This is a genomic window from Aliiroseovarius crassostreae (assembly GCF_025137635.1).
GTDB lineage: Bacteria > Pseudomonadota > Alphaproteobacteria > Rhodobacterales > Rhodobacteraceae > Aliiroseovarius > Aliiroseovarius crassostreae.
In genome coordinates this window covers 732,755-755,520 of sequence record NZ_CP080772.1, presented here as the reverse complement: position 1 = coordinate 755,520, position 22,766 = coordinate 732,755, and the positions used below count along the sequence as shown (strand labels likewise).

Here is a 22,766-nt window from a genome sequence, read left to right as displayed (position 1 = left end):
GATCAGACGAACTGTTCGCGGATCAATCGCTCTTCCAACCCGTGACCGGGGTCAAACAGAATACGATGCCGGATGTGGTCGGCGGATCGGATTTCCACGGACAGCACATTTTCCACCTGACGCGAATCCGCATCGGCCATGACCGGCCGTTTTTCCGGCTGCAGCACATCAAACCGCACGGTGGCCTGTTTCGGCAACAGCGCGCCGCGCCAGCGGCGGGGACGGAACGCGGCCATTGCGGTCAGCGCAAGCACATCCGAGCCAATCGGCAGGATCGGACCATGGGCGGAATAATTATAGGCGGTGGACCCTGCCGGGGTGCTGAGCAGCGCCCCGTCGCAGACCAGCTCATCCAACCGCACCCGGCCATCCACCGAGATCTGCAGCTTCGCCGCCTGCGGACCTGCACGCAGCAGGCTGACCTCGTTGATCGCCAATGCCTCATGGGTGTTACCCTGCACATCCACCGCGGTCATTGCCAGCGGGTTGATCACCGCTTCCTCGGCCGCAATCAACCGGTCAACCAGCGCATCGGCACTATACTCATTCATCAAAAAGCCGACGGTGCCGCAATTCATGCCGTAAACCGGCGCGGCCAGATCGCGTGTGTCATGCAGGGTCTGCAACATGAACCCATCGCCGCCAAGGGCCACGATGATGTCAGCCTGTTCCGGGGGCACATTGCGATAGCGCGCCACCAATTCGTCAAACGCGGCCTGGGCCACGGGCGCCTCGCTGGCGAGGAAAGCGATTCTCTGGCTCATCGGGGTTTCCCTTCCTGTCCCTCGTTTCCGAAAGAACCACAAGTTTCGTGAAAGTGCCAGTCATGGCGCGTCTTTCGGGTACAAGGTCGCATTCTGCCCCTTGTGCCCCGATTTGTTTCCGATAGGAAATACGCAACACAAGTTAATCACCCAAGTCTTGCATCGGAGGATGAACGCGCATGACTGATACCCGTGACACCGGCTTTTTCACTGAGGCCCTCGCTACCCGTGACCCGGAACTCTGGGGCGCCATTACCAATGAGCTCGGGCGCCAGCGCGACGAGATCGAACTGATCGCATCGGAAAACATCGTCTCCGCCGCTGTGATGGAGGCGCAGGGCTCGGTTCTGACCAACAAATATGCCGAGGGTTATCCGGGGCGCCGCTACTATGGTGGCTGCCAATATGTGGACGTGGCCGAGAACCTGGCGATTGACCGCGCCAAGGAACTGTTTGGCTGTGAGTTTGCCAATGTTCAGCCGAACTCTGGCTCGCAGGCCAACCAGGGTGTATTTCAGGCACTGATCAAGCCAGGCGACACCATTTTGGGTATGGACCTGTCGGCCGGTGGTCACCTGACCCATGGCGCACGTCCGAACCAATCGGGCAAGTGGTTCAACGCGGTGCATTACGGTGTGAAGCGCGAAGACAGCCTGATCGACTATGACCAGATCCAGGAACTGGCAACCGAGCACAAACCCGCGCTGATCATCGCCGGTGGTTCGGCCATCCCGCGTCAGATTGATTTTGCCCGCTTCCGCGAGATTGCAGATTCGGTTGGCGCCTACCTGATGGTCGACATGGCCCATATCGCTGGCCTGATTGCGGCGGGCGAGCACCCCTCGCCCTTCCCGCACGCCCATGTGGCCACCACCACCACCCACAAGACCCTGCGCGGTCCGCGCGGTGGCATGATCGTGACCAATGACGCAGAGATCGCCAAGAAAGTGAACTCGGCCATTTTCCCGGGCATTCAGGGTGGTCCGCTGATGCATGTGATCGCCGGTAAGGCCGCAGCCTTTGGCGAGGCGCTGAAGCCGGAGTTCAAAGCCTATCAGAAACAGGTGCGCGCGAACGCCGTGGCGCTGGCCGATCAGCTTGTCAAAGGCGGCCTCGACATCGTATCGGGCGGCACCGACACCCACCTGATGCTGGTCGATCTGCGCCCGAAAGGCGTGACCGGCAACATCGTGGACGCAGCCCTGGGGCGCGCCCATATCACCACCAACAAGAACGGCATCCCGTTTGACCCGGAAAAGCCGATGGTCACCTCGGGCATCCGTCTGGGCACGCCTGCTGGCACCACCCGCGGCTTTGGCGAAGCAGAATTCCGCGAGATCGCGGATCTGATCATCGAAGTGGTCGACGGTCTGGCCGCCAATGGCGCGGATGGCAATGAGGCTGTGGAAGAGGCCGTGCGCGGCAAAGTCGCCGCCCTCTGCGCCCGCTTCCCGCTCTACCCGAACCTGTAAGCCCTTTTCTTCGAAGAAAAGGGATCGGAGTTTTGCAAAACTTCGCCCGCGCAAAACCGAAAAGCCCCGCCAAATGGTGGGGCTTTTTTGTTGAGAAAACAAACGCGTTGGCGTTGAATGGTGAGAAAACCTATGAATTCAGCATAGTCATTAAATACGAGATTTCAGATGCACTTTCTCCCTCCGGAAGCCCCGATTACGCTCTACGAAACAGGATTTGAAGAAGACCTGCTGGGACGGGAAAAGACCGGCAAAACTCTTTCTGAAGTGCTGGACCGTATCGAAGACCCCCTTGTCGTTGCCTTGGATGGGCGTTGGGGCACTGGGAAATCTTACTTCCTGCAACGCTGGGTTGGAGCACATGAGCACCAAAACGAAGGCAAGGCCCTGACCGTCTATTTCGACGCCTTCGCAAACGACTATCAAAGCGATCCGCTGGTCTCGCTCATCAGCACATTGGCAAATAGGCTGCCCGGCGCTCAGAAGTCAAAGTTGCAACAGCTGCAGAAAGTCGCCAAGACATTCATCCGTCCGGCAACCCGCCTTGGACTTAATCTCGCATCGCTCGGCGCAATGGAAGTCCTAAATGACCTTGGGGATGCAGCCGTCGACGCCGTAAAAGGTGAGGCTGATAAAACACTTAGCGCATTTTGGGAACGCGAACAGGGGCGACAGGCTGCAATGGAAGAGTTCCATGCCGCGATTGAAGCACTGACCAAATCTGAAGGAACCGATGAAGCAACTCCGCTTGTCATCGTCATTGACGAACTTGATCGCTGTCGCCCCGATTATGCGCTGGATGTGCTGGAGGTGATCAAACACTTCTTTGCGGTGCCGCATGTTCATTTTGTTCTGGGGGTGAATTTGAAGGCGCTGGAGAACAGTGTAAAGGCGCGCTACGGGGCAGAAATTGATGCCACGGCGTATTTGCAAAAGTTCCTCAGCTTTACGCTGGAGTTGCCGGATCATGTGGAAAACGGCCACACACGAACACCGAATATTTTGGCCTATGCGCGCCAAATTGGTGAAGAGATGGGAATTCCCAACACTATCTTGCCGGAAATCAATGAGCAGCTGAAAGTTCTCTCACGCACCAATCACATCTCTATCAGAGAGGTTGGGAAAATCATGTCTACCGCAGCGCTTTTACCTGAGAGCGCAACAGCAGAATGTCGCCTTCAAGGGCGAAGAAAGCTCATGGTGACACTAATGATTATCAAGATAATCCAGCCGAAGCTTTTCTCAAAATTCTTGAATGCATCAGTTTCGAGGGATGAACTCGCCAAAGTGTTCAGTGCTACCAAGAGATACACGAGCCTAGAACTAGATAATGGCGAATACAATCAGGAGTATGAGCACGAAGTTCTCATTCTTTTTGAAACTTGGAACTTTATCTGTGATCCAACCCGTGTAGAAGACAAAAACCTCTCCGGCCACATTGCTAGCTCATTTTATGATTTTGGTAGAGTGTGGGATGCGAATGACATTCTACGTAAAGTAAATGAAAACTGGCTTTCCACCTTCAATTTAGGCTGACACCATGACCACCCGCCAAACAGAACACGCCCTCGGCCAATGGATGCGCGCCCGCCTGCCCTACGGCGTGGCGGAGTTTGTGATGTTTGTTCTGAAACAGGGCTGGGCGGCGCTGTTTGGGGGCTTGATGCTGATCGGGATCATGCTCTCCAAGGCGATCTGGCAGCCGGACTGGCCGCTCGCGCGCTATGACGCTTTGGTCATCTACGCCGTGGCGTTGCAGGCAGGCTTCCTCTGGCTGAAACTGGAAAGCTGGGCCGAGGCGCGGGTGATCCTGCTCTTCCACCTCACCGGCACGATCATGGAGATTTTCAAGATCCAAATGGGCAGCTGGGCCTACCCGGAACCCGGCCTGCTCAAACTCATGGGCGTGCCGCTCTTTTCCGGTTTCATGTATGCCAGCGTCGGCAGTTTCATGGCGCGGGTCATTCGCATTTTTGACATGCGGTTCACGCCTTTTCCGCCGCTCTGGGCGCATTTTGCGCTGGCGGGGGCGATTTACCTGAACTTCTTCACCCATCACTGGATCTGGGACATGCGCTGGGTCCTGATGGGCCTGACCGTGGTCTTGTTCTGGCGCACCCGGATCTGGTTTCGGATCGGCAGGTTTTACTGGATGCCGCTGCCGCTCGCCGCGTTTTTCTCCAGCTTTTTCCTGTGGATCGCGGAGAATGTCGGCACGCGATCCGGCACTTGGGTTTATGCCGGCACCAAGGCCATCGACTGGGCGTCGCTTGCGAAAATGGGCAGCTGGTATCTGCTGTTATACGTAAGCTTTGCCACCGTCACCCTGGTCTATCGTCGCGCCCTGGGCGGTCCCGTGCCCGAAACGCTTCAAAAACCCCGAAACAGGTAAAGCAGCCCCAACACCGCCCCCACCAGAAGCAACAGGCTGAAGGCCAGCCCCGACGCCCAACTGATAAATATCCCAAAGCGCCGCTCCCACGGGTCCACCCCGCGCAGATAGTGGTCAATCTCGTGGACCGCGCGGGTCAGGTCATCCGGTGCAAGCTGGCGGGCCAGCCGGGGATGCTCCGACAGGGTCTGGGCCTCCATCAACCGTGCCGCCGCCGCCCGCACATGGCGTGGCAACAGACGCCCGGCGCGGCGCACCTTGGTGGGGAAATCCGCCCCGGAGACATCCAGCCGCTCCTCCATCAGCCGCGCCAACCGCGCGGTTTCACTTTGCAGGTCCATGCGCTCCCCCTTCCGGGCCATATAACTTGCCCACTGGTCTAAACCGTTTCGACCTTAACCGGAAACCGGGAAAAGTCGAAATGCTGCAAGAGGTATCAATGCCGTGGACCTATCGGAACAGGCACGTGTTACTGGTTCACCCCGAAACGCTTGGGGCCGCCTCTTTTACCTTCCCCCACCCCGCCCAGCGCGGTATGACAGGCCCATGTTAGAGTTCCAGACATTCGGGGTGGATGACACCCTCCCGCCCATCCTGATCGCGCATGGCCTGTTCGGGTCCGGTCGCAATTGGGGTGTGATCGCCAAGCGGCTGTCCAATGCGCGTCGCGTGATTGCCGTGGATATGCGCAACCATGGCAACAGCCCCTGGTCGGACAGTCACAGCTACGCAGATCTGGCCGGGGATCTGGCCGAGGTGATCACCGCCATCGGTGGCACAGCGGATCTGATCGGGCATTCGATGGGGGGCAAGGCGGCAATGGTGCTGGCCCTGTCCCACCCCACGCTGCTGCGCCGCCTCCTTGTCGCGGATATCGCCCCGGTGGGCTACGGGCACAGCCAGACACCGCTGATCGACGCAATGCGCCGGATTGACCTGTCGCAGATCGAAAAACGATCTGACGCGGACCGGCTGCTGGCCACCGATGTCGAGGACGCCTCCATCCGCGCCTTCCTCCTGCAATCTCTGGACGTGGCGGCAAAACGCTGGCGGCTCAATCTGGATGCGCTGGAACGGAATATGGCGGGAATTGTCGGGTTCCCCGACGTGACCGGCCAGTTTGCCAGCCCAACCCTGTTCCTGTCCGGGGCCAATTCCGACTATGTGCTGCGCGACCACCGCCCGCAGATCAAATCGCTGTTTCCCAACGCCCACCAGGCCAAGATCCCCGATGCGGGCCACTGGCTGCACGCGGAAAAACCACGCGCATTCGAAGCCGCCGTGCGCGCCTTCCTGATCGACAACTGATCCGAACGCCCCTTTCTTCTTGGCAAAAATGCTCCGGAGCGCGAGGCAGAGCCTCGCACCCGCCCATGCCACACGCGCTGTGTCGCAAATAAAAACGCTCCCCGAACCGGAGAGCGCCTCAAATCTCACATGGGATCGAACAGACCCTTGATGGGGCAGATCAATGCGTCCACGGTCCGCGACGGTTGGTGGCGAAGTTCTCACCATAGCCGCCCTGACGCAGATTGGCGGCCCGCTTATGCGGCTCATGCACCACGGCCTCGATGCCTTTCGACTTGGCAAACTCCAGCGCGGCCTCTTTGGTGTCAAATTTCAGCTTCACCTGGCTTTGGGTGTCCGCCGAGCCGGTCCAGCCCATCAGCGGATCAATTTCACGCGGCGCATCCGGCGCATATTCCAGAACCCAGACCTTGGTTTTGCCAAGACCGGAGGACATGGCGTTGCGAGCAGGTTGATAAATACGGGCGCGCATGGCGGATCTCCTGAAGCTGTGCGCTTTCTTATCCCCAAATGGGGGCGGTATTTCAAGCTGAAATACAACAAGAGCCACCGCAGGGATCATGTCACCACGGATCCTGCATGTGGCCCGGTTTTTCTCAATCTGCGTTCGGGGGGGAGAGAGAGAGGCTGCCGACAACAACGAGGGAGCGAGGGGTGGGGTGGGTATTCGTTGTCGCCGGCAGACCATTCTGCTGCTTGCACAATCAGACTAACCCGAGTTTTATCGCCACTGCAAGAGTTAAAAACACTTTTAGTTGTGTTTCTTGGAAATTATTTCGCCTTTAGCGTTAGTGATTTGTTTAGATTTATCAGGAGATTAACAATGGGTTAATGCGACTGGCAGAAAACCGCCAGCCGCAGGCTTCGCAATCTCAGAAAACTACCTGAAGTTGATCAATGCCAACTCAGAAAGTCAACCATGTGTTAACTCTGCCCGCCGCGCGGCGTCACCGGCAACTCACCATTTTAGGGGAGTCACAAACCGTGGGGGTATCCGCCGGGCCTTTTCCTGCGCCCCCTGCCCGACCACCCGCAATTGCACCAATCCACGCCTGCCCCCTTGAACAGGAACAAAAAGGGGTCATGTTTGGGATCGGAGGATTCGCCGATGACAGAAACAGCCCACAGCCCGCTGACCAATCCGACCCAGGCCCCAACCGCCCGGCCAAAGCTGGAAGGCGGCAAACGGTTTGTGATGCAGTCCCCCTTTCAGCCCGCAGGCGACCAGCCCGCGGCAATTGCTGAGCTGAAAAGCGGCATTGAGGCGGGCGAACGGGATCAGGTGCTGCTGGGGGCCACCGGCACCGGCAAGACCTTCACCATGGCCAAGATCATCGAGGAAACCCAGCGCCCGGCCATCATCCTTGCCCCGAACAAGACCCTCGCCGCCCAGCTTTACGGCGAGATGAAGGGGTTTTTTCCCGATAATGCGGTCGAATATTTCGTCAGCTACTATGATTATTACCAGCCCGAAGCCTATGTGCCACGCTCGGATACGTTCATTGAAAAGGAAAGCCAGATCAACGAACAGATCGACCGGATGCGCCATTCGGCCACGCGGGCCCTGTTGGAGCGTGACGACGTGATCATCGTCGCCTCGGTCAGTTGCATCTACGGCATCGGCTCGCCTGAAACCTACACCGCGATGACGCAGGATATCGTGGTGGGGCAGGACTATGACCAGCGCGCAGTCATGCGCGATCTGGTGGCACAGCAATACAAGCGCAATGACAACGCCTTTCATCGCGGATCTTTCCGGGTGCGCGGCGACAGCCTTGAGATCTGGCCCTCACATCTGGAAGACCGCGGCTGGCGCCTGTCCTTTTTCGGTGAGGAACTGGAAAGCATCACCGAGTTTGACACGCTCACCGGGGCAAAGACCGACACGCTGGAAAAGGTGCGCGTCTATGCCAATTCGCATTACGTGACCCCCACGCCGACGCTGAAACAGGCGGTGCAGAACATCAGGCAGGAGCTGGCTTTGCGGCTGGCGGAGTTCGAGGCGGAGGGGAAGCTTCTGGAAGCGCAACGGTTGGAACAGCGCACCAAATTCGACATTGAAATGCTGGAAGCCTCGGGGTTTTGTTCCGGGATCGAGAATTATTCGCGCTACCTGACCGGTCGCGCACCGGGAGAGCCGCCCCCCACGCTGTTCGAATATATCCCCGACAACGCAATTGTCTTTGCCGATGAAAGCCATGTGTCGGTGCCGCAGATCGGTGGCATGTTCCGGGGCGATTATCGACGCAAGTTCACGCTGGCCGAACATGGCTTCCGCCTGCCCTCCTGCATGGACAACCGCCCGCTGAAATTCGAGGAATGGGACGCAATGCGCCCGCAATCGGTGTTTGTGTCGGCCACGCCTTCGAACTGGGAACTGGAACAGACCGGCGGCGTGTTTGCTGAACAGATCATCCGCCCGACCGGGCTTCTGGACCCACAGGTTGAAATCCGCCCGGTCGAGATGCAGGTCGATGACCTTCTGGACGAGGTGCGCCGGGTTTCGGCCGATGGCTATCGCACGCTGGTGACAACCCTGACCAAGCGCATGGCCGAGGACCTGACCGAATATCTGCACGAACAGGGGGTGCGCGTGCGCTATATGCACTCGGATATCGACACGCTGGAGCGCATTGAAATCCTGCGGGACCTGCGGCTGGGCGCCTTTGACGTTCTGGTCGGGATCAACCTGTTGCGCGAAGGGCTGGACATTCCGGAATGTGGGCTGGTGGCCATTCTGGATGCGGATAAAGAGGGGTTCCTGCGCTCGGAAACCTCGCTCATTCAGACCATCGGTCGCGCCGCGAGGAACGCCGAGGGACGGGTGATCATGTATGCCGACAAGATCACCGGCTCGATGGATCGCGCGCTGAAGGAAACCGAGCGGCGGCGCGAAAAGCAGATGGCTTACAATGCGTTGCACGGGATCACACCGGAAACGGTGAAGAAAAACGTCGATGATGTTCTGGCCGGGCTTTACCAGGGCGACACCGACATGTCCCGCGTCACCGCCACCGTGGACAAACCGCTGATGGGCGACAATCTGTCCGCCCATCTGGAGGCGTTGAAGGCCGACATGCGCAAGGCCGCCGAAAACCTGGAATTCGAAGAAGCCGCCCGGCTGCGCGACGAAATCCACAGGCTGGAAGCGGTGGAGCTGGCCGTGGCCGACGACCCGCTGGCGCGGCAATCCGCGATCGAGGCCGCGTCGGAACAGAAAGGGCGTTCAACGGCGGGCAAGCCCGGTCAACGCGCCGGACGGGGGAGAAAAGCACGATGAAACTTCTGCGTTACGGGCCGAGCGGGGCGGAAAAGCCGGGGCTGTGCGACAAGGACGGGCAAATCCGCGACCTGTCGGGGCATGTGAAAGATATCACCGGAGCGGCCCTGTCCGACACCGGGCTCGCGATCCTTGCGGATATCGACCCGGCCACGCTGCCGATTGTGACCGACACGCGGATCGGCGCACCGGTGGCCCATGTGGGCAAGATCATCTGCATCGGCCTCAACTATGCCGACCACGCGGCGGAAGCGGGGATGGAGGTGCCACCGGAACCGGTGGTCTTCTCCAAGGCGACCTCAGCAATCTGTGGCCCCAACGATCAGGTGGAACTGCCGCGCGGGTCAAGCAAGGTGGATTGGGAGGTCGAACTGGGCGTGGTGATCGGCACCCGCGCGAAATATGTCGCCGAGGATCAGGCCCTGTCCCATGTGGCCGGTTTCTGCGTGGTCAATGACATTTCGGAACGCGGGTTTCAGATGGAGCGGGCGGGCCAGTGGATCAAGGGCAAATCCCATGACACATTCGCCCCGATCGGCCCTTGGCTTGTCACCCGGGACGAGGTGGCGGACCCGCAGGCATTGTCGATGTTTCTGGACCTGAACGGGGTTAGGATGCAGACAGGCAGCACCGCAACCATGGTCTATGGCGTGGCCCATCTGGTGTCTTACCTGTCGCAATTCATGACGCTGGAACCCGGTGACATCATCGCCACCGGCACCCCGCCCGGTGTGGGGATGGGACAGAGGCCACCCACCTATCTGCGCGAAGGTGATAAGATGGTTCTGGGGGTTGAGGGGCTGGGCGCGCAGCACCTCTCGGTCGGGTGCGCTTAAAGCGTTTCGGTTTTGCCCTATGTCAGGTTAAAACCGAAACGCTTTAGGGTCAGGACCCACTCATATTTCACCAGCCACCTGCGCCTTCAACCAGCTGCGAAAGCGGATCAGCGGCAGGTGGGTGGACTGCGCCTCGGGCCAGACCAGCGCGTAATCGCCCAGCGACACGGGGGCTGCTTCCAGCGCGGGGACCAGCCGCCCCAGACGGATCTCTTCCATCGCCAGAAAGCTGGGCAACAGCGCAAGCCCCAGCCCGTGCACGGCAGCCTGTGTCATGGTGGAACTTTGGTCAAACAACATCCCCTCAAGCCCCGTGGCCGCAACCCCATGGCGGGCAAACCAGACCTCCCAGCTGTCGGGATGGGTTTCCAGATGCAACAGCGGCAGGTGCAGCAGCGCGTCGGGCTGCCCGACCGGAGCCGCCATCAGGTCCGGCGCACAGACCGGCATCACGAATTTCGGCATCAACGGCAATTGCTCGACCCCCGGCCAGTCGTCCAGATGCCCATCTGCCTGCCGATCCGCCCGGTAATGGATCGCCGCCTGGGCCGGGTTGTTGGCGAAATCAAACGGGCGGTTATGGGTGTGCAGGTTGACGCTGATATCCGGGTGGGCCGCAACAAAGCTTTTCAGCCGCGGCGCCAGCCAGTTCAGCCCAAACGCAGGCAGGATCGACAGGTCAAGTGAGCCCCCGGCGGGATTGGCACGCAGCCGGATCGAGGCATGGCCCAGCTTCTCCAGCACCTGACGCGCCTCGCGGGCAAATTCCCGCCCGGCCGGGGTCAGCCCCAGCCGCAACTGGTCGCGCTGGATCAGATCAACCCCCATCTGCGCCTCAAGCTGTTTGAGCTGCCGCGAAATGGCGCTTTGTGTCAGCGACAGATCCTGTGCGGCGGATTGGGCAGAGCCAAGACGGTCCACTGCTTCGATGGCAAGCAGTGAGGGGATGGAGGGCAGGAAACGGCGCGAGATTATCATATGAGCAATCCTCATACTATAACGATTTACTTTCAATAGTTTTCGGCCGTCACCCATGAGAAACTGAATTGACTGAACTTTTTCTCATGGGATGGAAGAGACCTCAATGACCAACTCCGCAACAACCACCCCCCGGTTTTCTGAAATCCTGGCCGCTAGCGGGTTTACCCCGGAGGAGCTGACCGGGGGCAACCTGTCGGTCAGAACCCCGGTGGATGGCAGTGAGATTGCCCGGATCCACCAAGACGGACCGGACGCCGGCCTGGCCACAATCGCCCGCGCCAAAGCGGCGTTCAACCACTGGCGCATGGTGCCCGCGCCACGCCGCGGTGAACTGGTGCGTCAGCTGGGCAATGCGCTGCGCCGGGAAAAGGAAACCCTCGGCCGGCTGGTCACGCTGGAATGCGGCAAGATCTCTGCCGAGGGGCTGGGCGAAGTGCAGGAAATGATCGATATCTGCGACTTTGCGGTGGGGCTGTCTCGCCAGCTTTATGGCCTGACCATCGCGTCCGAACGTCCAGGCCACGCGATGCGCGAGAGCTGGCACCCGCTGGGCATCTGCGGCGTGATCACCGCGTTCAACTTTCCGGTGGCACCCTGGTGCTGGAACGCCGCCCTTGCGCTGGTCTGTGGCGACCCGGTGATCTGGAAACCGTCGGAAAAGACACCGCTGACTGCGCTGGCCGTGCAAAAGATCTGCGACCGGGTTTGCGCAGAATTTGGTGAGGACGCTCCTGAGGGGCTGATCCAGACGCTGATCGGCGGGCGCGATCTGGGCGAGGTGCTGACCGCGTCAAAAGACGTGGCGCTGATTTCAGCCACCGGATCGGTGCCGATGGGCAAGGCGGTGGCGGCCGATTTGGCAAACCGTCTGGGCCGCAGCATTCTGGAACTCGGCGGCAACAACGCGATGATCGTCGCCCCCTCGGCGGATCTGGACATGGCGCTGCGGGCCATCGTGTTTTCGGCGGTGGGCACGGCCGGGCAACGCTGCACCACGCTGCGCCGCCTGATTGTGCATGAAGATGTGAAGGACGCGCTGACCCAGCGCCTGATCGAAACCTATCGCAGCCTGCCAATTGGGGACCCGCTGGATCCATCCACGCTGGTCGGGCCGCTGATCGACCAGGACGCCCTTGTGGCAATGGGCCGCGCGCTGGATCAGGCGGCAAGCGAAGGCGGGCGGGTGCATGGCGGCGGTCAGGCGCTGATGTCCAGCCACCCGGCGGCGGCCTATGTGCGCCCGGCCCTTGTGGAAATGCCTGCACAGACGGCGGTCATGCATCACGAAACCTTTGCGCCGATCCTGTATATCGTGACCTATCGCCATCTGGACGAGGCGATCGCGCTGCAAAACGCCGTGCCTCAGGGCCTGTCCTCCAGCATCTTCTCAACCGATATGCGCGAGACCGAGTATTTCCTCTCGGCGGGGGGATCGGACTGTGGTATCGCCAATGTGAATATCGGCCCGTCCGGGGCGGAAATTGGCGGTGCTTTCGGCGGCGAAAAGGACACGGGCGGCGGACGTGAAAGCGGGTCGGATGCGTGGAAAGCCTATATGCGGCGCCAGACCAACACCGTCAATTACTCGCGCGAGCTGCCCCTGGCGCAGGGGATCACATTTGGAGATTGAGCCTTGAGCACAAAGCGGGGCGCGCCTTTGGGGGCGGACATCACTGAAAGCCTTTGGCACAAAACCTGCGCCGAGCATCCCGGCGCCGCCGCCCTGAGCGGGGAGGTTACAGCTGATCTGGTGGTGGTGGGCGGTGGCTATACCGGCTTGTCGGCGGCGCTGAGCGCGGCACGAGCCGGGCTTGACGTTCGCCTGATTGAAGCGGGCCGGTTTGGGCAGGGCGGCTCTGGCCGGAATGTGGGGCTGGTCAATGCGGGGCTGTGGCTGCCACCGGAGGAGATCGCCAAGCGGATCGGCAAGGAGGCAGGCGACAATCTGTCCGCAGCCCTTGCCGGGGCGCCGGATCTTGTCTTTGAGTTGATCCGGGAATTTGACATCAAATGTGAACCGGTGCGCGCAGGCACTTTGCATTGCGCCCATGCCGGATCCGGGATGCGCGATCTTGCCAACCGGCACCGGCAGCTCTCCTCCATCGGCGCGCCGGTCACCTTGTTGTCGCGAGAGGAGGCAGTGGCACGGGTGGGATCGACGCAGGTGCATGGCGCGCTGTTTGATCCCCGCGCGGGCACGATCCAGCCTTTGGGGTACGCCAGGGGGCTGGCGCGGGCCGCGATGGAGTGCGGGGCGCATCTGCATGAAAACAGCCCTGCCACCGAGATTTTGCAAACCCGCACCGGCTGGCAGCTGCGCACCCCTGAGGGCGGGATCTCGGCCCGGAAGATGATCATTGCAACCAATGCTTATCACCTGCCTGTCCAGGGCACCCCTGCCCCGAAGGTGGTGCCGGTCCATTACTTTCAGGCGGCCACCGATCCGCTGCCGGCCGATCAGCTCGCGCAGATCCTGCCGGGGGGCGAGGGATGTTGGGACACGGCGATGGTCATGTCGTCCTGGCGGCTTGATCAGGCCGGGCGGCTGGTGATTGGCGGCATGGGGGCGATTGACCACTTTGCCAGCGGGGCCCATCTTGCCTGGCTTGATCGCAAACTGGCCCGGATGTTTCCGGCCCTTGCCGGGCTGCGCCTGAACACCCCCTGGCACGGGCGCATTGCCATGACCGAGGAATATCTGCCGAAAATCCTGCCGATGGGGAATAACGCCCTGATCGCCTTTGGCTTTTCCGGGCGTGGCATTGGGCCGGGCACCCTGTTTGGCAAGGCCATGGCGGAGGCTCTTATCAAGGATGACCGGGCGCTTCTGCCCCGCCCGCCGGTGGATCAGCACGGGATTGCGATGGCCTCCACCCGACAGGTCTATTACGAAACCGGCGCCACCCTGACCCATCTACTGAAAGATCGGTTCTGACGGAAAATTTGACCTTCCCTGACGGTTTTCAATGATCTGGTGACGCAACCCGGACTATGCCCGGGGCTTGTCTGGCTGTATCAAATATCGCAGATATGAGAACCCCTTGCGCCCATTTCGGGTCCAGACCCAGACTTGACACCCGACGGAACACGCCCTGATGCCAGACGAGATTTCACAAGCCACCGACAAGGGCGCAGACCCAACCGCCCCCGTATGCGGGATCGAGATCTTTGTGCAGCCCGGGTTCTGGCAGGTTGAGCTCGCCTCGATCCTGTCGGCGCTGAACACGGCCAATGACGTCTGCGGATATGAGCGGTTCCCGTGGCAGATCACCTCGGATCATCCGGGCATCGTGCACAGCAACGGGGATATGATGGTGCGGGCGGGCCCCTCGATCGGAGAGCAATATCTCCGGCAGGTGTTGGTGGTGATTGGCGGCACCGGCAGCCATGGCGGCGGCTGGATGGCGCGGCTGAGAGCGATGCAGAAAATCAAACGGCGGGTGGTGCTTCTGTCCGGGGCGGCCACCGAATATATCAAGGCCACCAACCCGCGCAGCCATCCGGTGACAACAAACTGGGGCGATGTGAACGTGCTGTCGGAAGGGGGCGATTACCCCACGCTGACCACCCATCTGGCCGAAGATGCCGGCGGGATCATGACCTGCGCGGGGGGCGGGCATACGCTGGAGCTGATGGTCGCAATCCTGTCCGAACAGCTCGCCCCGCAGGCGGCGGCGGAACTGGCGGCACAGCTGATGCTGGAACATGTGCGCGGCCCCAACCGGGACCAGCCCAAAGGGATGAGCCACTCGTCCAACTTTCTGGAAAAGCGCCTGCAAAGCGCCATTCGCCTGATGGAAGAAACGGTGGAACATCCGCTGAAAGTGTCGGAGCTGGCGCAGAAAGTGGGGGTCTCGACGCGGCAGCTTGAACGTCTGTTCCTGATCAATCTTGATGAAACACCTGCGAAATTTTACAAGAAAATCAGGCTGAAACGGGCGCAGGCGCTGATCACCGACACGCGCATGCCGCTGATTGACGTGGCACTTGCCTGCGGGTTTTCCGACAGCTCCTCGCTGGCGCGGGCCTATCGGCTGGAATATGCCAAGACGCCAAATCAGCTGCGTGGGGAAAAGGGGAAAGCGCGGGGGTGAGGCGCTCAGGACCTCATTTGATTGCTTTTATCAATTAACCAATCCTTAAAAGCAATCAATCCAGGATAGTCCGCGCCGTTTTCCGGCCAGACAAGGTAATAGCTGCCGACACTGACCGGCACCGACCCCGGCAATTGCTCAAGACTGCCCTCTTCAAGGGCCCGTTCCACCAGAAAATCCGGCATGAGCGCAATGCCAAGCCCGGCCTGCGCCGCCCGCAGCATGGTGGCGAACTGGTCCACCACCATGGCGGGGCGGCCCCCGGGCGCGCGGGTGTGTGCCCGCTCCCACGCCGCCCAGGCGTCAGGCCGGGTTTCCAGGGCAAGACGCGGCGCCTCGGCCCCGTCCATCTGCGCCAGCAAACCGGGTGCGCCCACCGCCAGCGCCTGCTCCTCCCACAGTTTCACCGCCCCCGCCCCGTCCCAGTCATCACGCCCGAAATGAATCGCGCCATGGAAGGCCTCACCGGCAAAGGCAAATGGTGCGGTGCGGGTGGACAGGGTCAGCGTGATGCCGGGATGTTCTGCCATGAATTCCGGCAGGCGCGGAGCCAGCCAATGGGTGCCGAAACTGGGCAGGATCGCAAGATTGAACACCCCGCCTTCCGGGTTGGTCTGCAGGGCAATCGTTGCATTGGTGATCTGCGCCAGCGCCACGCGGATCTCCTCGGCATAGCGCGCGCCCGGTTCGGTCAGGACCAACCGCTTGCGATCACGCAGGAACAGCCCCTGCCCCACCTGCGCCTCCAGTTTCTGCACCTGACGGCTGACCGCGCTTTGTGTCAGGTCCAATTCCTGTGCAGCATCAGACACCGATCCAAGCCGCGCCACCGCTTCAAACGCGGCAAGGCAAGAGGTGGACGGGGAAAATCGACGGGCCATGGGCAGAGCCTTTATTCCATTTGGGAATGTTCTTATGCGGTAATATCGTTTTTTTCCGGTGAATCCATCCGCTAATATATACCAAAGACACAAGTCTTTGCTGAATAGGACAGACCCGGGCCCAAGGGCAGGAGGATGCGATGGATCGCGCGGATATCGTTGATCAGGCCTTTCGCAAGGCGGTGGAAACCGGCCGGTTTCCGACCGGGCGCCCGGCGGCAGGTCCCCTGTCTGACACGTTGGCCGTTGAGCTGTTTCGCGCGCAGGTTCTGAGCCGCAATCTCGACCGCCGCTCGCGCAGGATGCAGGCCGCAGGCGAAGGCTATTACACGATCGGGTCCAGCGGGCATGAAGGCATGGCCGCCGTGGCCGCGGCACTGCGCCCGGATGACATGGCCTTTCTTCATTACCGCGACGGCGCGTTTCAAACCATGCGATCGGCACAGGTGCCCGGCACCACCCCCGCCTGGGACATGCTCCTGAGCTTTGCCACCGCGTCCGAGGATCCCTGTTCCGGGGGGCGGCACAAGGTGCTGGGGTCAAAGGCGCTGATGATCCCGCCGCAGACCTCAACCATTGCCAGCCACCTGCCCAAGGCGGTGGGGGCGGCCTATTCGATTGGACTGGGCAAGCGGCATGATTGTGAACACAAGGTGCTGGCCGATGACGCGCTGGTGATGTGTTCCTTTGGCGATGCCTCCTCGAACCACTCCACCGCGCAAGGGGCGATCAACACCGCCTGCTGGACCGCGTATCAATCCGTTCCCCTGCCCCTTCTGTTTGTCTGCGAAGACAATGGGATCGGCATTTCCACCCGCACCCCGCGCGGCTGGGTGGGGGCAAATTTCTCGCACAAGCCGGGGCTGAAATACTTCCACGCGGACGGGCTGGATATGTATGACACCTACCGCGTGGCGCTGGAGGCGGCGGACTATGTGCGCACACGCAAGAAACCGGCCTTTCTGCATCTGTCGCTGGTGCGGCTTTACGGCCATGCGGGATCAGATCTGCAGCAGGCTTACCTGAAGAAAGACGTGTTTGAAGGCTGGGAGGCGGATGATCCGCTTTTGCATTCCGCGCGGCTGCTGACCCAAAAGGGCGTGTTGTCGGCCAAGGAAGTTCTGGCGATCTATCAGGAAAGCGAGGACCAATGTGCGCGTGTGGCCGAAGAGGTGATCACCCGGCCAAAGCTGAAAACGGCAGAGGGTGTGATGGCGTCCCTGATCCCTCCCCCCCGTATCTGCGCCCCCACCAACGGGCCGGACATGGCAGCGCGAGAGGTGGTTTTTGGAAGTGATTTCAAAGCACTGGATACGCCGCAACCGATGAACAAACTTCTGAACTGGGCACTGACCGATCTGATGCTGGAGCATGGCGAGATTGTCATGATGGGCGAGGATGTGGGCCGCAAGGGTGGCGTTTATGGTGTGACGCAAAAGCTGATCGACCGGTTCGGCCCGGACCGGATGATCGACACGCTTCTGGATGAACAGAGCATTCTGGGGCTGGCAATCGGTATGGGGCATAACGGGTTCATCCCGATGCCGGAAATCCAGTTCCTCGCCTATCTGCACAATGCCGAAGATCAGCTGCGCGGCGAAGCAGCGACGCTGCCGTTTTTCTCAAACGGGCAGTTCACCAACCCGATGGTGATGCGCATTGCCGGGCTGGGTTATCAAAAGGGCTTTGGCGGGCATTTCCACAATGACAACTCGCTGGCCGTCCTACGCGATATTCCGGGCATCGTAATCGCCTGCCCCTCGCGCGGGGATGAGGCGGCGATGATGATGCGCGAATGCGTGCGGCTGGCGCGGGAAGAGGCCCGCGTGGTGGTGATGGTGGAACCGATTGCGCTTTACCCGATGCGCGATCTTCACGCCCCCAAGGATGGCGGCTGGATGCGCCCCTACCCCGCGCCCGACCGGCGGATCGGGCTGGGGGAAGTGGGGGTCGAGGGCGATGGCCCGCTGGCAATCCTGACCTATGGCAACGGGCGTTACCTCTCAACACAGGCGGCGGCAGATCTGGCCGCAGAAGGGATCAACACCCGGATCATCGACCTGCGCTGGCTGGCGCCGCTCCCCACGGAGGGGATCCTGCAAGTCCTTGAAGGCGCAGAAAAAGTGCTGATCGTGGATGAATGCCGCACGACAGGCAGCCAGTCCGAGGCGTTGATGGCGCTGCTGCACGAGAGGACCAACCTGCCCCACGCACGCCTCGCGGCTGAGGACAGTTTCATCGCCACCGGCCCGGCTTATGCGGCCACCATGCCGTCGCGCGAAACCATCGCTGATGCCGCGCGCAGATTGTGGAGCGGATCATGACACGGAAGCAAACCGCCATTGTCGTCGCCCCCGGACGCGGCACCTATAACCGCGAAGAACTGGGCTATTTTGCGCGCCATCACGCGGATAAATCCGATCTGATGGCCGGGTTTGATGCCTATCGGTTGAGCCAGGGGCAGGAGCCGCTCTCCGCCCTGGATGGGGCAACCCGGTTCTCCGGGGCCCGCCATACGCGGGGCGACAATGCGTCGGGCCTCATCCATGCCTGTGCAGCTGCGGATTTCCTGTCAATCGACCGCGACAGGATTGATATTCTGGGCGTGACCGGCAACTCGATGGGCTGGTATATCGCGCTGGCCTGTGCGGGGGTGCTGGATCAGATCGGCGGGCTGGAAGTGGTCAACACCATGGGCACGCTCATGCACAAACATATGATCGGCGGACAGCTGATCTATCCGTTTGTGGATGAGACCTGGACAGAGATCCCCGGTGAACGCGCGAAGATCGAGGCAAAGATGTCCGAGATCACCGCCCGCCCCGGCCATATCCTGACCCTTTCGATTGATCTGGGAGGCATGCTGGTCCTTGCAGGAAATACCGAAGGTCTGGCGGCATTCGAGGCCGAAATGCCCGTGACACAAGGGCGTTTTCCAATGCGCTTGCCGGGTCATGCAGGCTTTCACACCGCCATGCAGGAACCGGTTGCGGCCGAGGGGCGCGCCCGGCTGGGGCAGGATCTGTTTGCCCGGCCCAACCTGCCGCTGATTGATGGGCGCGGCAAGATCTGGCATCCGCGGGCCACCGATTTGCACGCGTTGCGCAGCTACACTCTGGGCCACCAGGTGGTTGCCCCCTATGATTTCACCACGGCGCTTCGGGTGGCCGCGCGCGAGTTCATGCCGGATCTGTTCATCCTGCTGGGCCCCGGCACCACATTGGGCGGCGCGGTGGCGCAATCACTGGTGCGGCAGACCTGGCGCGGATTGCAGAACAAGGCGGATTTCAAGGCGCGACAGGCCGCAGCACCAGTGGTGCTGTCGATGGGGCAAGCGGATCAGCGTGCCCGCGTCTGCGGGTAAACTTGCACTCAGGGCCTCCCAAACTTAGCTCAACTTAAAGTTAATCTCCAAAGGCTAAATATCAGAGTTTAGCGCGAAAGAGTTGACGCAGAGACCAAGCTCCTTTCTACTTGAAGTTGGTTTCTCAACAGTCTTTCAGGCAGGCCTTTGGTAAAATTCGACCCACCGAGTTCCCGGCTGCTCGTGCCGCTTTGCGTCGCGCTGGCAACCTTTGTCACGCTGGCCGCCTTTTACCTGTCGCATCGGGAAACACAAAAACAGCAGCAACTCGAAGAAACCCGGATCGCCAGCGCCAATTTTGCAGCACGCCTTCAGACCCATGTGACAGCCCGGTTTGACACGGTTGGGCTGCTGGCCCGCCAGTTCCGCGAACACAGTTCGGTCGACAGTCTCGCCTTTCAGGTTGAGACCGATCTGTACCACCTGATGTTTCAGGAAACACAGGCGCTGAACTGGGTGGACCCGGATGGGGTCATCCGCTTTGTCACGCCGCTGGAGGGCAATCACGCCGCGCTGGGGCTTGATCTGCGCTCCTTGCCAATGCCGCGGGCCGCATTGGAGGCCGCACGGGAAAGAGGGCAGCTTCAGGTCACCCCGCCCATTGAACTGGCCCAGGGCGGGCAAGGTGTTGCGGCCTATATCCCGGTTCAGGACAGCGGCGCGGTGATCGGCTTTCTCAACCTCGTCTTTCGCACCACCCCCCTTGTGCAGACCGCCCTGGGAGGGGACGAGGGCGCGGCCTATGCCATTCGCGTCTTTGATGGGGAAACCGAGATCTTTTCCTCCTCCATCCGCCCCGGACAGAACGCGCCAGTGGCCACCCGGGACATCCAGTTGGCCAACCGCGTCTGGCAGGTTCACGTCAGCCCGTCCGCGTCCATCAGCACGATCCTGACCCAGCGCCAGAATGTTCTGGCCCTTGTTGTGGGGCTGCTGTTGTCAGGGGTGACCGGTTTTCTCAGTCACTTGGTGATCGAGCGCCAATTGTCCTTGCGTGAAAGCCAGAACCGGTTTCAGGACTTTGCCATGGCCAGCTCGGACTGGTTTTGGGAACTGGACAGCAACCTGCGCCTGCTCTGGGCATCGGACGGTCTGGCCGGATTTCTGGATCGATCCCCCGGCGACATTCTCGGGATGGATCCGATCACCCTGCGCGACCCGGCAGATGAGCATCCCAAATGGGACGCGTTGATGGAGGATCTGAAACTCCGACGCCCTTTCAAGGATTTCGACTATTATGTCCATGTGGGCGGGGAAACCAAATGGCTCCGGGTTTCGGGTGTTCCGGTGCGGGATGACGCGGGGGAGTTTTATGGCTATCGCGGGGTGGCGACGGATATTACCGAGCAGGTTTTCAGTGAAGAAAAAGCCCGCGAGGCTGCCGAGCTTCTGGCCAACAGCGTGGAGGACAGCAACGAGCTGTTCAGCCTGTGGGACAGCAAAGACCGGCTGGTTCTGGCGAACCGGAAATTTCGCGACATGCACAGCGACATCCCGGCCGCCATCACCCCCGGCACCACTTATTCGGACTTTGTGCGGGCAGCGATCAAACAGGGCTACATACCAACAGAAACACAGCATGAGGACAGGTTCCTTGCGGCCCGTCTGGCCGCACGTTCACAGCCTGACGCCCCCGCGATCGAGGTGACCCGCAACGACGGAACCATCCTGAATATCCGCGACCAGCATATCGCGGGGGGGGCCATTGTGACCATTGCGCAGGATGTCACCGAACAGCGGCGTTATGAAGACGCCCTGCGCGCCAGTCAGGAACGCTACGCCCTTGCGGTTCAGCAAGTGTCGATCTGGGATTGGGATCTTCTGGAGGACAGGCTGTACACCTCCCCCGGATTTGCCAAAAGCCTTGGCTATTCCCGTGAAGAGTTCGAGGAGATCAAGCAAAACTCCCTTTCATCTTTGCTGCATCCGGATGACCTGGCCGCATATCGGGCCAGGCTGGCCGAACACATAAACGCCCCCGGCCAGATCTTTTCCAACGAACATCGGTTCCGCACACGGACAGGCGCGTATCGCTGGTTCATGGCGCGCGGACAGGCGGTTGCCGATGTCACCGGGCGGGCGGTGCGATCAACCGGTGTTCTGACCGATATCACCGAACGGATCGAGCTTGAGGAGGAACTGCACCAGTCGCGCAAGATGGATGCGATTGGCCAGCTGACCGGCGGTGTGGCCCATGACTTCAACAACCTTCTGACCGTGATCATGGGCAATGCCGAATTGATCGGCGAGCAAAGCCCTGCGCCCGCGGTCGCCCCGCTGGTTGAGGCCACAATCCGCGCCGCAAGCCGGGGGGCCGAGCTGACCCAGCGCCTGCTGGCCTTTTCCATGCGCCAGCCCCTGCGCCCCAAACGGGTGGACCTGCCCGCGCTGCTTGACGGGCTGCCGGGATTGCTCACCCCTACGCTTGGCGCCACCATTGACCTTCACCTGCCCACAAATGATGAGGCATGGCCTGCCTTTGCCGACCCCGGACAGATCGAAAACGCGGTGCTGAACCTTGTGCTCAATGCACGGGACGCGATGCCGGACGGGGGCAATTTGACGATCGACTGTTTCAATCGCCATTTTGACACCCCACCGGACGAGAAAGAGCTGACACTGGAGCCCGGTGATTACGTGGTGATCCGGGTCACGGATACCGGGACAGGCATGTCGCAAGAGGTGATAAAACATGCCTGCGAGCCGTTTTTCACCACCAAGGGGGTTGGCAAGGGCAGCGGGCTGGGCCTGTCGATGGTCATGGGCTTTGCCCAACAATCCGGCGGTCAGGTGGTGATTTCCAGCCGGGAAGGTCACGGCACCACTATTGACCTCTACCTGCCGCGCGCACCGCAATCCCCGGACACTGCCCCTCAATCGCGTCCGATCCCCTCATCCCGGCCCAGTGGTCGCGGGGAGCATATCCTGCTGATCGAAGACGATCCCGCGCTGCGCCACCTCACCGAACAGATGCTGCACAAGCTGGGATATGCCGTGACACCGGCAGAACATGCCCAGGCCGCGCGCCGACATCTGGCACGCGATCCCGGGATCGACCTGATCCTTTCAGACGTCGTGCTGCCCGGCGGCACCAGCGGCCCGGCCTTTGTGGCAGAGGTTTTGGGGCATCGACCGGACATGAAGGTGATTTACATGTCCGGCTATCCCGCGAGCATCTTGGAAAAAGAAGGGCACGGGGCGACACATGAGATCCTGCTGCAAAAACCTTTCAAGATTTCCAACCTCGCCAAGGCATTGCAAAGCAAATTGCAACAGGACAAGCGCGCTGTCTGAGCCTTTTGCCCCTCAAAGGTTCCGACTTTGACCTTCGGCAGGGCAAGGTCGAAACGCTGTAAGAGGCATCCCTATCGTGGACGTTTCGGGACAAACATAT

The 22,766-nt window shown here is 60.8% G+C and carries 17 protein-coding genes; 12 read left to right on the top strand and 5 right to left on the bottom strand.

Annotation, left to right across the window (positions count from 1 at the left end; translation table 11 throughout):
* Positions 1–2 precede the first annotated feature (2 nt).
* Positions 3–764 carry an NAD kinase gene (locus K3J57_RS03640; protein WP_259797157.1) on the bottom strand — a complete coding sequence of 254 codons (762 nt, stop codon included), beginning with the start codon at positions 762–764 and terminating at the stop codon, positions 3–5.
* Between the two features lie 179 nt (positions 765–943).
* On the opposite strand from K3J57_RS03640, the gene glyA reads away from it, so the two are divergent.
* From glyA to K3J57_RS03625, 3 genes are all read left to right on the top strand, one after another.
* Positions 944–2,236 carry a serine hydroxymethyltransferase gene (gene glyA / locus K3J57_RS03635; RefSeq protein ID WP_259794072.1) on the top strand — a complete coding sequence of 431 codons (1,293 nt, stop codon included), beginning with the start codon at positions 944–946 and terminating at the stop codon, positions 2,234–2,236.
* 168 nt (positions 2,237–2,404) lie between these two features.
* Positions 2,405–3,772 carry a KAP family P-loop NTPase fold protein gene (locus K3J57_RS03630; RefSeq protein WP_259794070.1) on the top strand — a complete coding sequence of 456 codons (1,368 nt, stop codon included), beginning with the start codon at positions 2,405–2,407 and terminating at the stop codon, positions 3,770–3,772.
* A gap of 4 nt (positions 3,773–3,776) precedes the next feature.
* Entirely contained in the window at positions 3,777–4,628 is an 852-nt protein-coding gene (locus K3J57_RS03625) for a DUF817 domain-containing protein (RefSeq protein WP_259797155.1), read from the top strand.
* Here the strand turns inward: K3J57_RS03625 and K3J57_RS03620 are convergent.
* Positions 4,607–4,969, bottom strand: coding sequence for a hypothetical protein (locus tag K3J57_RS03620; protein ID WP_259797154.1), 363 nt, complete (start codon positions 4,967–4,969; stop codon positions 4,607–4,609). The two genes, K3J57_RS03625 and K3J57_RS03620, sit on opposite strands and share 22 nt — an antisense overlap.
* 205 nt (positions 4,970–5,174) lie before the next feature.
* Here K3J57_RS03620 and K3J57_RS03615 point away from each other — a divergent pair, with 205 nt between their 5' ends.
* A complete protein-coding gene (locus K3J57_RS03615) occupies positions 5,175–5,936 on the top strand; it encodes an alpha/beta fold hydrolase (RefSeq protein ID WP_259797151.1) in 762 nt (253 codons plus the stop codon).
* A gap of 160 nt (positions 5,937–6,096) precedes the next feature.
* Here the strand turns inward: K3J57_RS03615 and K3J57_RS03610 are convergent, their stop codons facing one another.
* Positions 6,097–6,408 carry an ETC complex I subunit gene (locus tag K3J57_RS03610; protein WP_055189076.1) on the bottom strand — a complete coding sequence of 104 codons (312 nt, stop codon included), beginning with the start codon at positions 6,406–6,408 and terminating at the stop codon, positions 6,097–6,099.
* Between the two features lie 636 nt (positions 6,409–7,044).
* Here K3J57_RS03610 and uvrB point away from each other — a divergent pair.
* A complete protein-coding gene (gene uvrB / locus K3J57_RS03605; protein WP_311196495.1) occupies positions 7,045–9,216 on the top strand; it encodes an excinuclease ABC subunit UvrB in 2,172 nt (723 codons plus the stop codon).
* Positions 9,213–10,052: a fumarylacetoacetate hydrolase family protein gene (locus K3J57_RS03600; protein ID WP_259797148.1), complete on the top strand. Its 840-nt coding sequence runs from the start codon at positions 9,213–9,215 to the stop codon at positions 10,050–10,052. Before uvrB ends, K3J57_RS03600 begins: the two co-directional genes overlap by 4 nt.
* A 60-nt stretch (positions 10,053–10,112) precedes the next feature.
* Here the strand turns inward: K3J57_RS03600 and K3J57_RS03595 are convergent, their stop codons facing one another.
* Positions 10,113–11,030: a LysR substrate-binding domain-containing protein gene (locus K3J57_RS03595; protein ID WP_259794063.1), complete on the bottom strand. Its 918-nt coding sequence runs from the start codon at positions 11,028–11,030 to the stop codon at positions 10,113–10,115.
* Positions 11,031–11,136: 106 nt separating this feature from the next.
* Here K3J57_RS03595 and amaB point away from each other — a divergent pair, with 106 nt between their 5' ends.
* From amaB to K3J57_RS03580, 3 genes are all read left to right on the top strand, one after another.
* On the top strand, positions 11,137–12,663 hold the full coding sequence (gene amaB, locus K3J57_RS03590) for an L-piperidine-6-carboxylate dehydrogenase (protein ID WP_259797145.1): 1,527 nt from the start codon (positions 11,137–11,139) through the stop codon (positions 12,661–12,663).
* Positions 12,664–12,690: 27 nt separating this feature from the next.
* The gene (locus K3J57_RS03585) at positions 12,691–13,968 is read left to right on the top strand and encodes an NAD(P)/FAD-dependent oxidoreductase (protein WP_375542832.1); all 1,278 of its coding nucleotides are present in this window, start codon (positions 12,691–12,693) and stop codon (positions 13,966–13,968) included.
* A 160-nt stretch (positions 13,969–14,128) separates the two neighbouring features.
* Positions 14,129–15,127 (top strand): GlxA family transcriptional regulator, encoded by a 999-nt coding sequence (locus K3J57_RS03580; protein WP_259797141.1) that lies wholly within the window; start codon positions 14,129–14,131, stop codon positions 15,125–15,127.
* A gap of 5 nt (positions 15,128–15,132) precedes the next feature.
* On the opposite strand, the gene K3J57_RS03575 is transcribed toward K3J57_RS03580, so the two are convergent.
* Positions 15,133–16,008, bottom strand: coding sequence for a LysR family transcriptional regulator (locus K3J57_RS03575; RefSeq protein WP_259797138.1), 876 nt, complete (start codon positions 16,006–16,008; stop codon positions 15,133–15,135).
* Between the two features lie 140 nt (positions 16,009–16,148).
* Between K3J57_RS03575 and K3J57_RS03570 the strand changes: the two genes are divergently transcribed.
* From K3J57_RS03570 to K3J57_RS03560, 3 genes are all read left to right on the top strand, one after another.
* Positions 16,149–18,332, top strand: a complete 2,184-nt coding sequence (locus tag K3J57_RS03570) for a thiamine pyrophosphate-dependent enzyme (RefSeq protein ID WP_259797135.1) — start codon at positions 16,149–16,151, stop codon at positions 18,330–18,332.
* On the top strand, positions 18,329–19,372 hold the full coding sequence (locus K3J57_RS03565) for an ACP S-malonyltransferase (RefSeq protein ID WP_259797132.1): 1,044 nt from the start codon (positions 18,329–18,331) through the stop codon (positions 19,370–19,372). Before K3J57_RS03570 ends, K3J57_RS03565 begins: the two co-directional genes overlap by 4 nt.
* Positions 19,373–19,555: 183 nt before the next feature.
* A complete protein-coding gene (locus tag K3J57_RS03560) occupies positions 19,556–22,666 on the top strand; it encodes a PAS domain S-box protein (RefSeq protein WP_259797129.1) in 3,111 nt (1,036 codons plus the stop codon).
* Positions 22,667–22,766 lie beyond the last annotated feature (100 nt).

Excerpts from the sequence above, each read along its gene's own strand:
- K3J57_RS03570 (WP_259797135.1), top strand. The coding sequence starts at position 16,149 with ATGGATCGCGCGGATATCGTTGATCAGGCCTTTCGCAAGGCGGTGGAA.
- K3J57_RS03600 (WP_259797148.1), top strand. The coding sequence starts at position 9,213 with ATGAAACTTCTGCGTTACGGGCCGAGCGGGGCGGAAAAGCCGGGGCTG.
- amaB (WP_259797145.1), top strand. The coding sequence starts at position 11,137 with ATGACCAACTCCGCAACAACCACCCCCCGGTTTTCTGAAATCCTGGCC.
- K3J57_RS03620 (WP_259797154.1), bottom strand. The coding sequence starts at position 4,969 with ATGGACCTGCAAAGTGAAACCGCGCGGTTGGCGCGGCTGATGGAGGAG.
- K3J57_RS03615 (WP_259797151.1), top strand. The coding sequence starts at position 5,175 with ATGTTAGAGTTCCAGACATTCGGGGTGGATGACACCCTCCCGCCCATC.
- K3J57_RS03595 (WP_259794063.1), bottom strand. The coding sequence starts at position 11,030 with ATGATAATCTCGCGCCGTTTCCTGCCCTCCATCCCCTCACTGCTTGCC.
- K3J57_RS03640 (WP_259797157.1), bottom strand. The coding sequence starts at position 764 with ATGAGCCAGAGAATCGCTTTCCTCGCCAGCGAGGCGCCCGTGGCCCAG.
- K3J57_RS03610 (WP_055189076.1), bottom strand. The coding sequence starts at position 6,408 with ATGCGCGCCCGTATTTATCAACCTGCTCGCAACGCCATGTCCTCCGGT.
- uvrB (WP_311196495.1), top strand. The coding sequence starts at position 7,045 with ATGACAGAAACAGCCCACAGCCCGCTGACCAATCCGACCCAGGCCCCA.
- K3J57_RS03580 (WP_259797141.1), top strand. The coding sequence starts at position 14,129 with ATGCCAGACGAGATTTCACAAGCCACCGACAAGGGCGCAGACCCAACC.
- K3J57_RS03630 (WP_259794070.1), top strand. The coding sequence starts at position 2,405 with ATGCACTTTCTCCCTCCGGAAGCCCCGATTACGCTCTACGAAACAGGA.
- K3J57_RS03625 (WP_259797155.1), top strand. The coding sequence starts at position 3,777 with ATGACCACCCGCCAAACAGAACACGCCCTCGGCCAATGGATGCGCGCC.
- glyA (WP_259794072.1), top strand. The coding sequence starts at position 944 with ATGACTGATACCCGTGACACCGGCTTTTTCACTGAGGCCCTCGCTACC.
- K3J57_RS03575 (WP_259797138.1), bottom strand. The coding sequence starts at position 16,008 with ATGGCCCGTCGATTTTCCCCGTCCACCTCTTGCCTTGCCGCGTTTGAA.
- K3J57_RS03565 (WP_259797132.1), top strand. The coding sequence starts at position 18,329 with ATGACACGGAAGCAAACCGCCATTGTCGTCGCCCCCGGACGCGGCACC.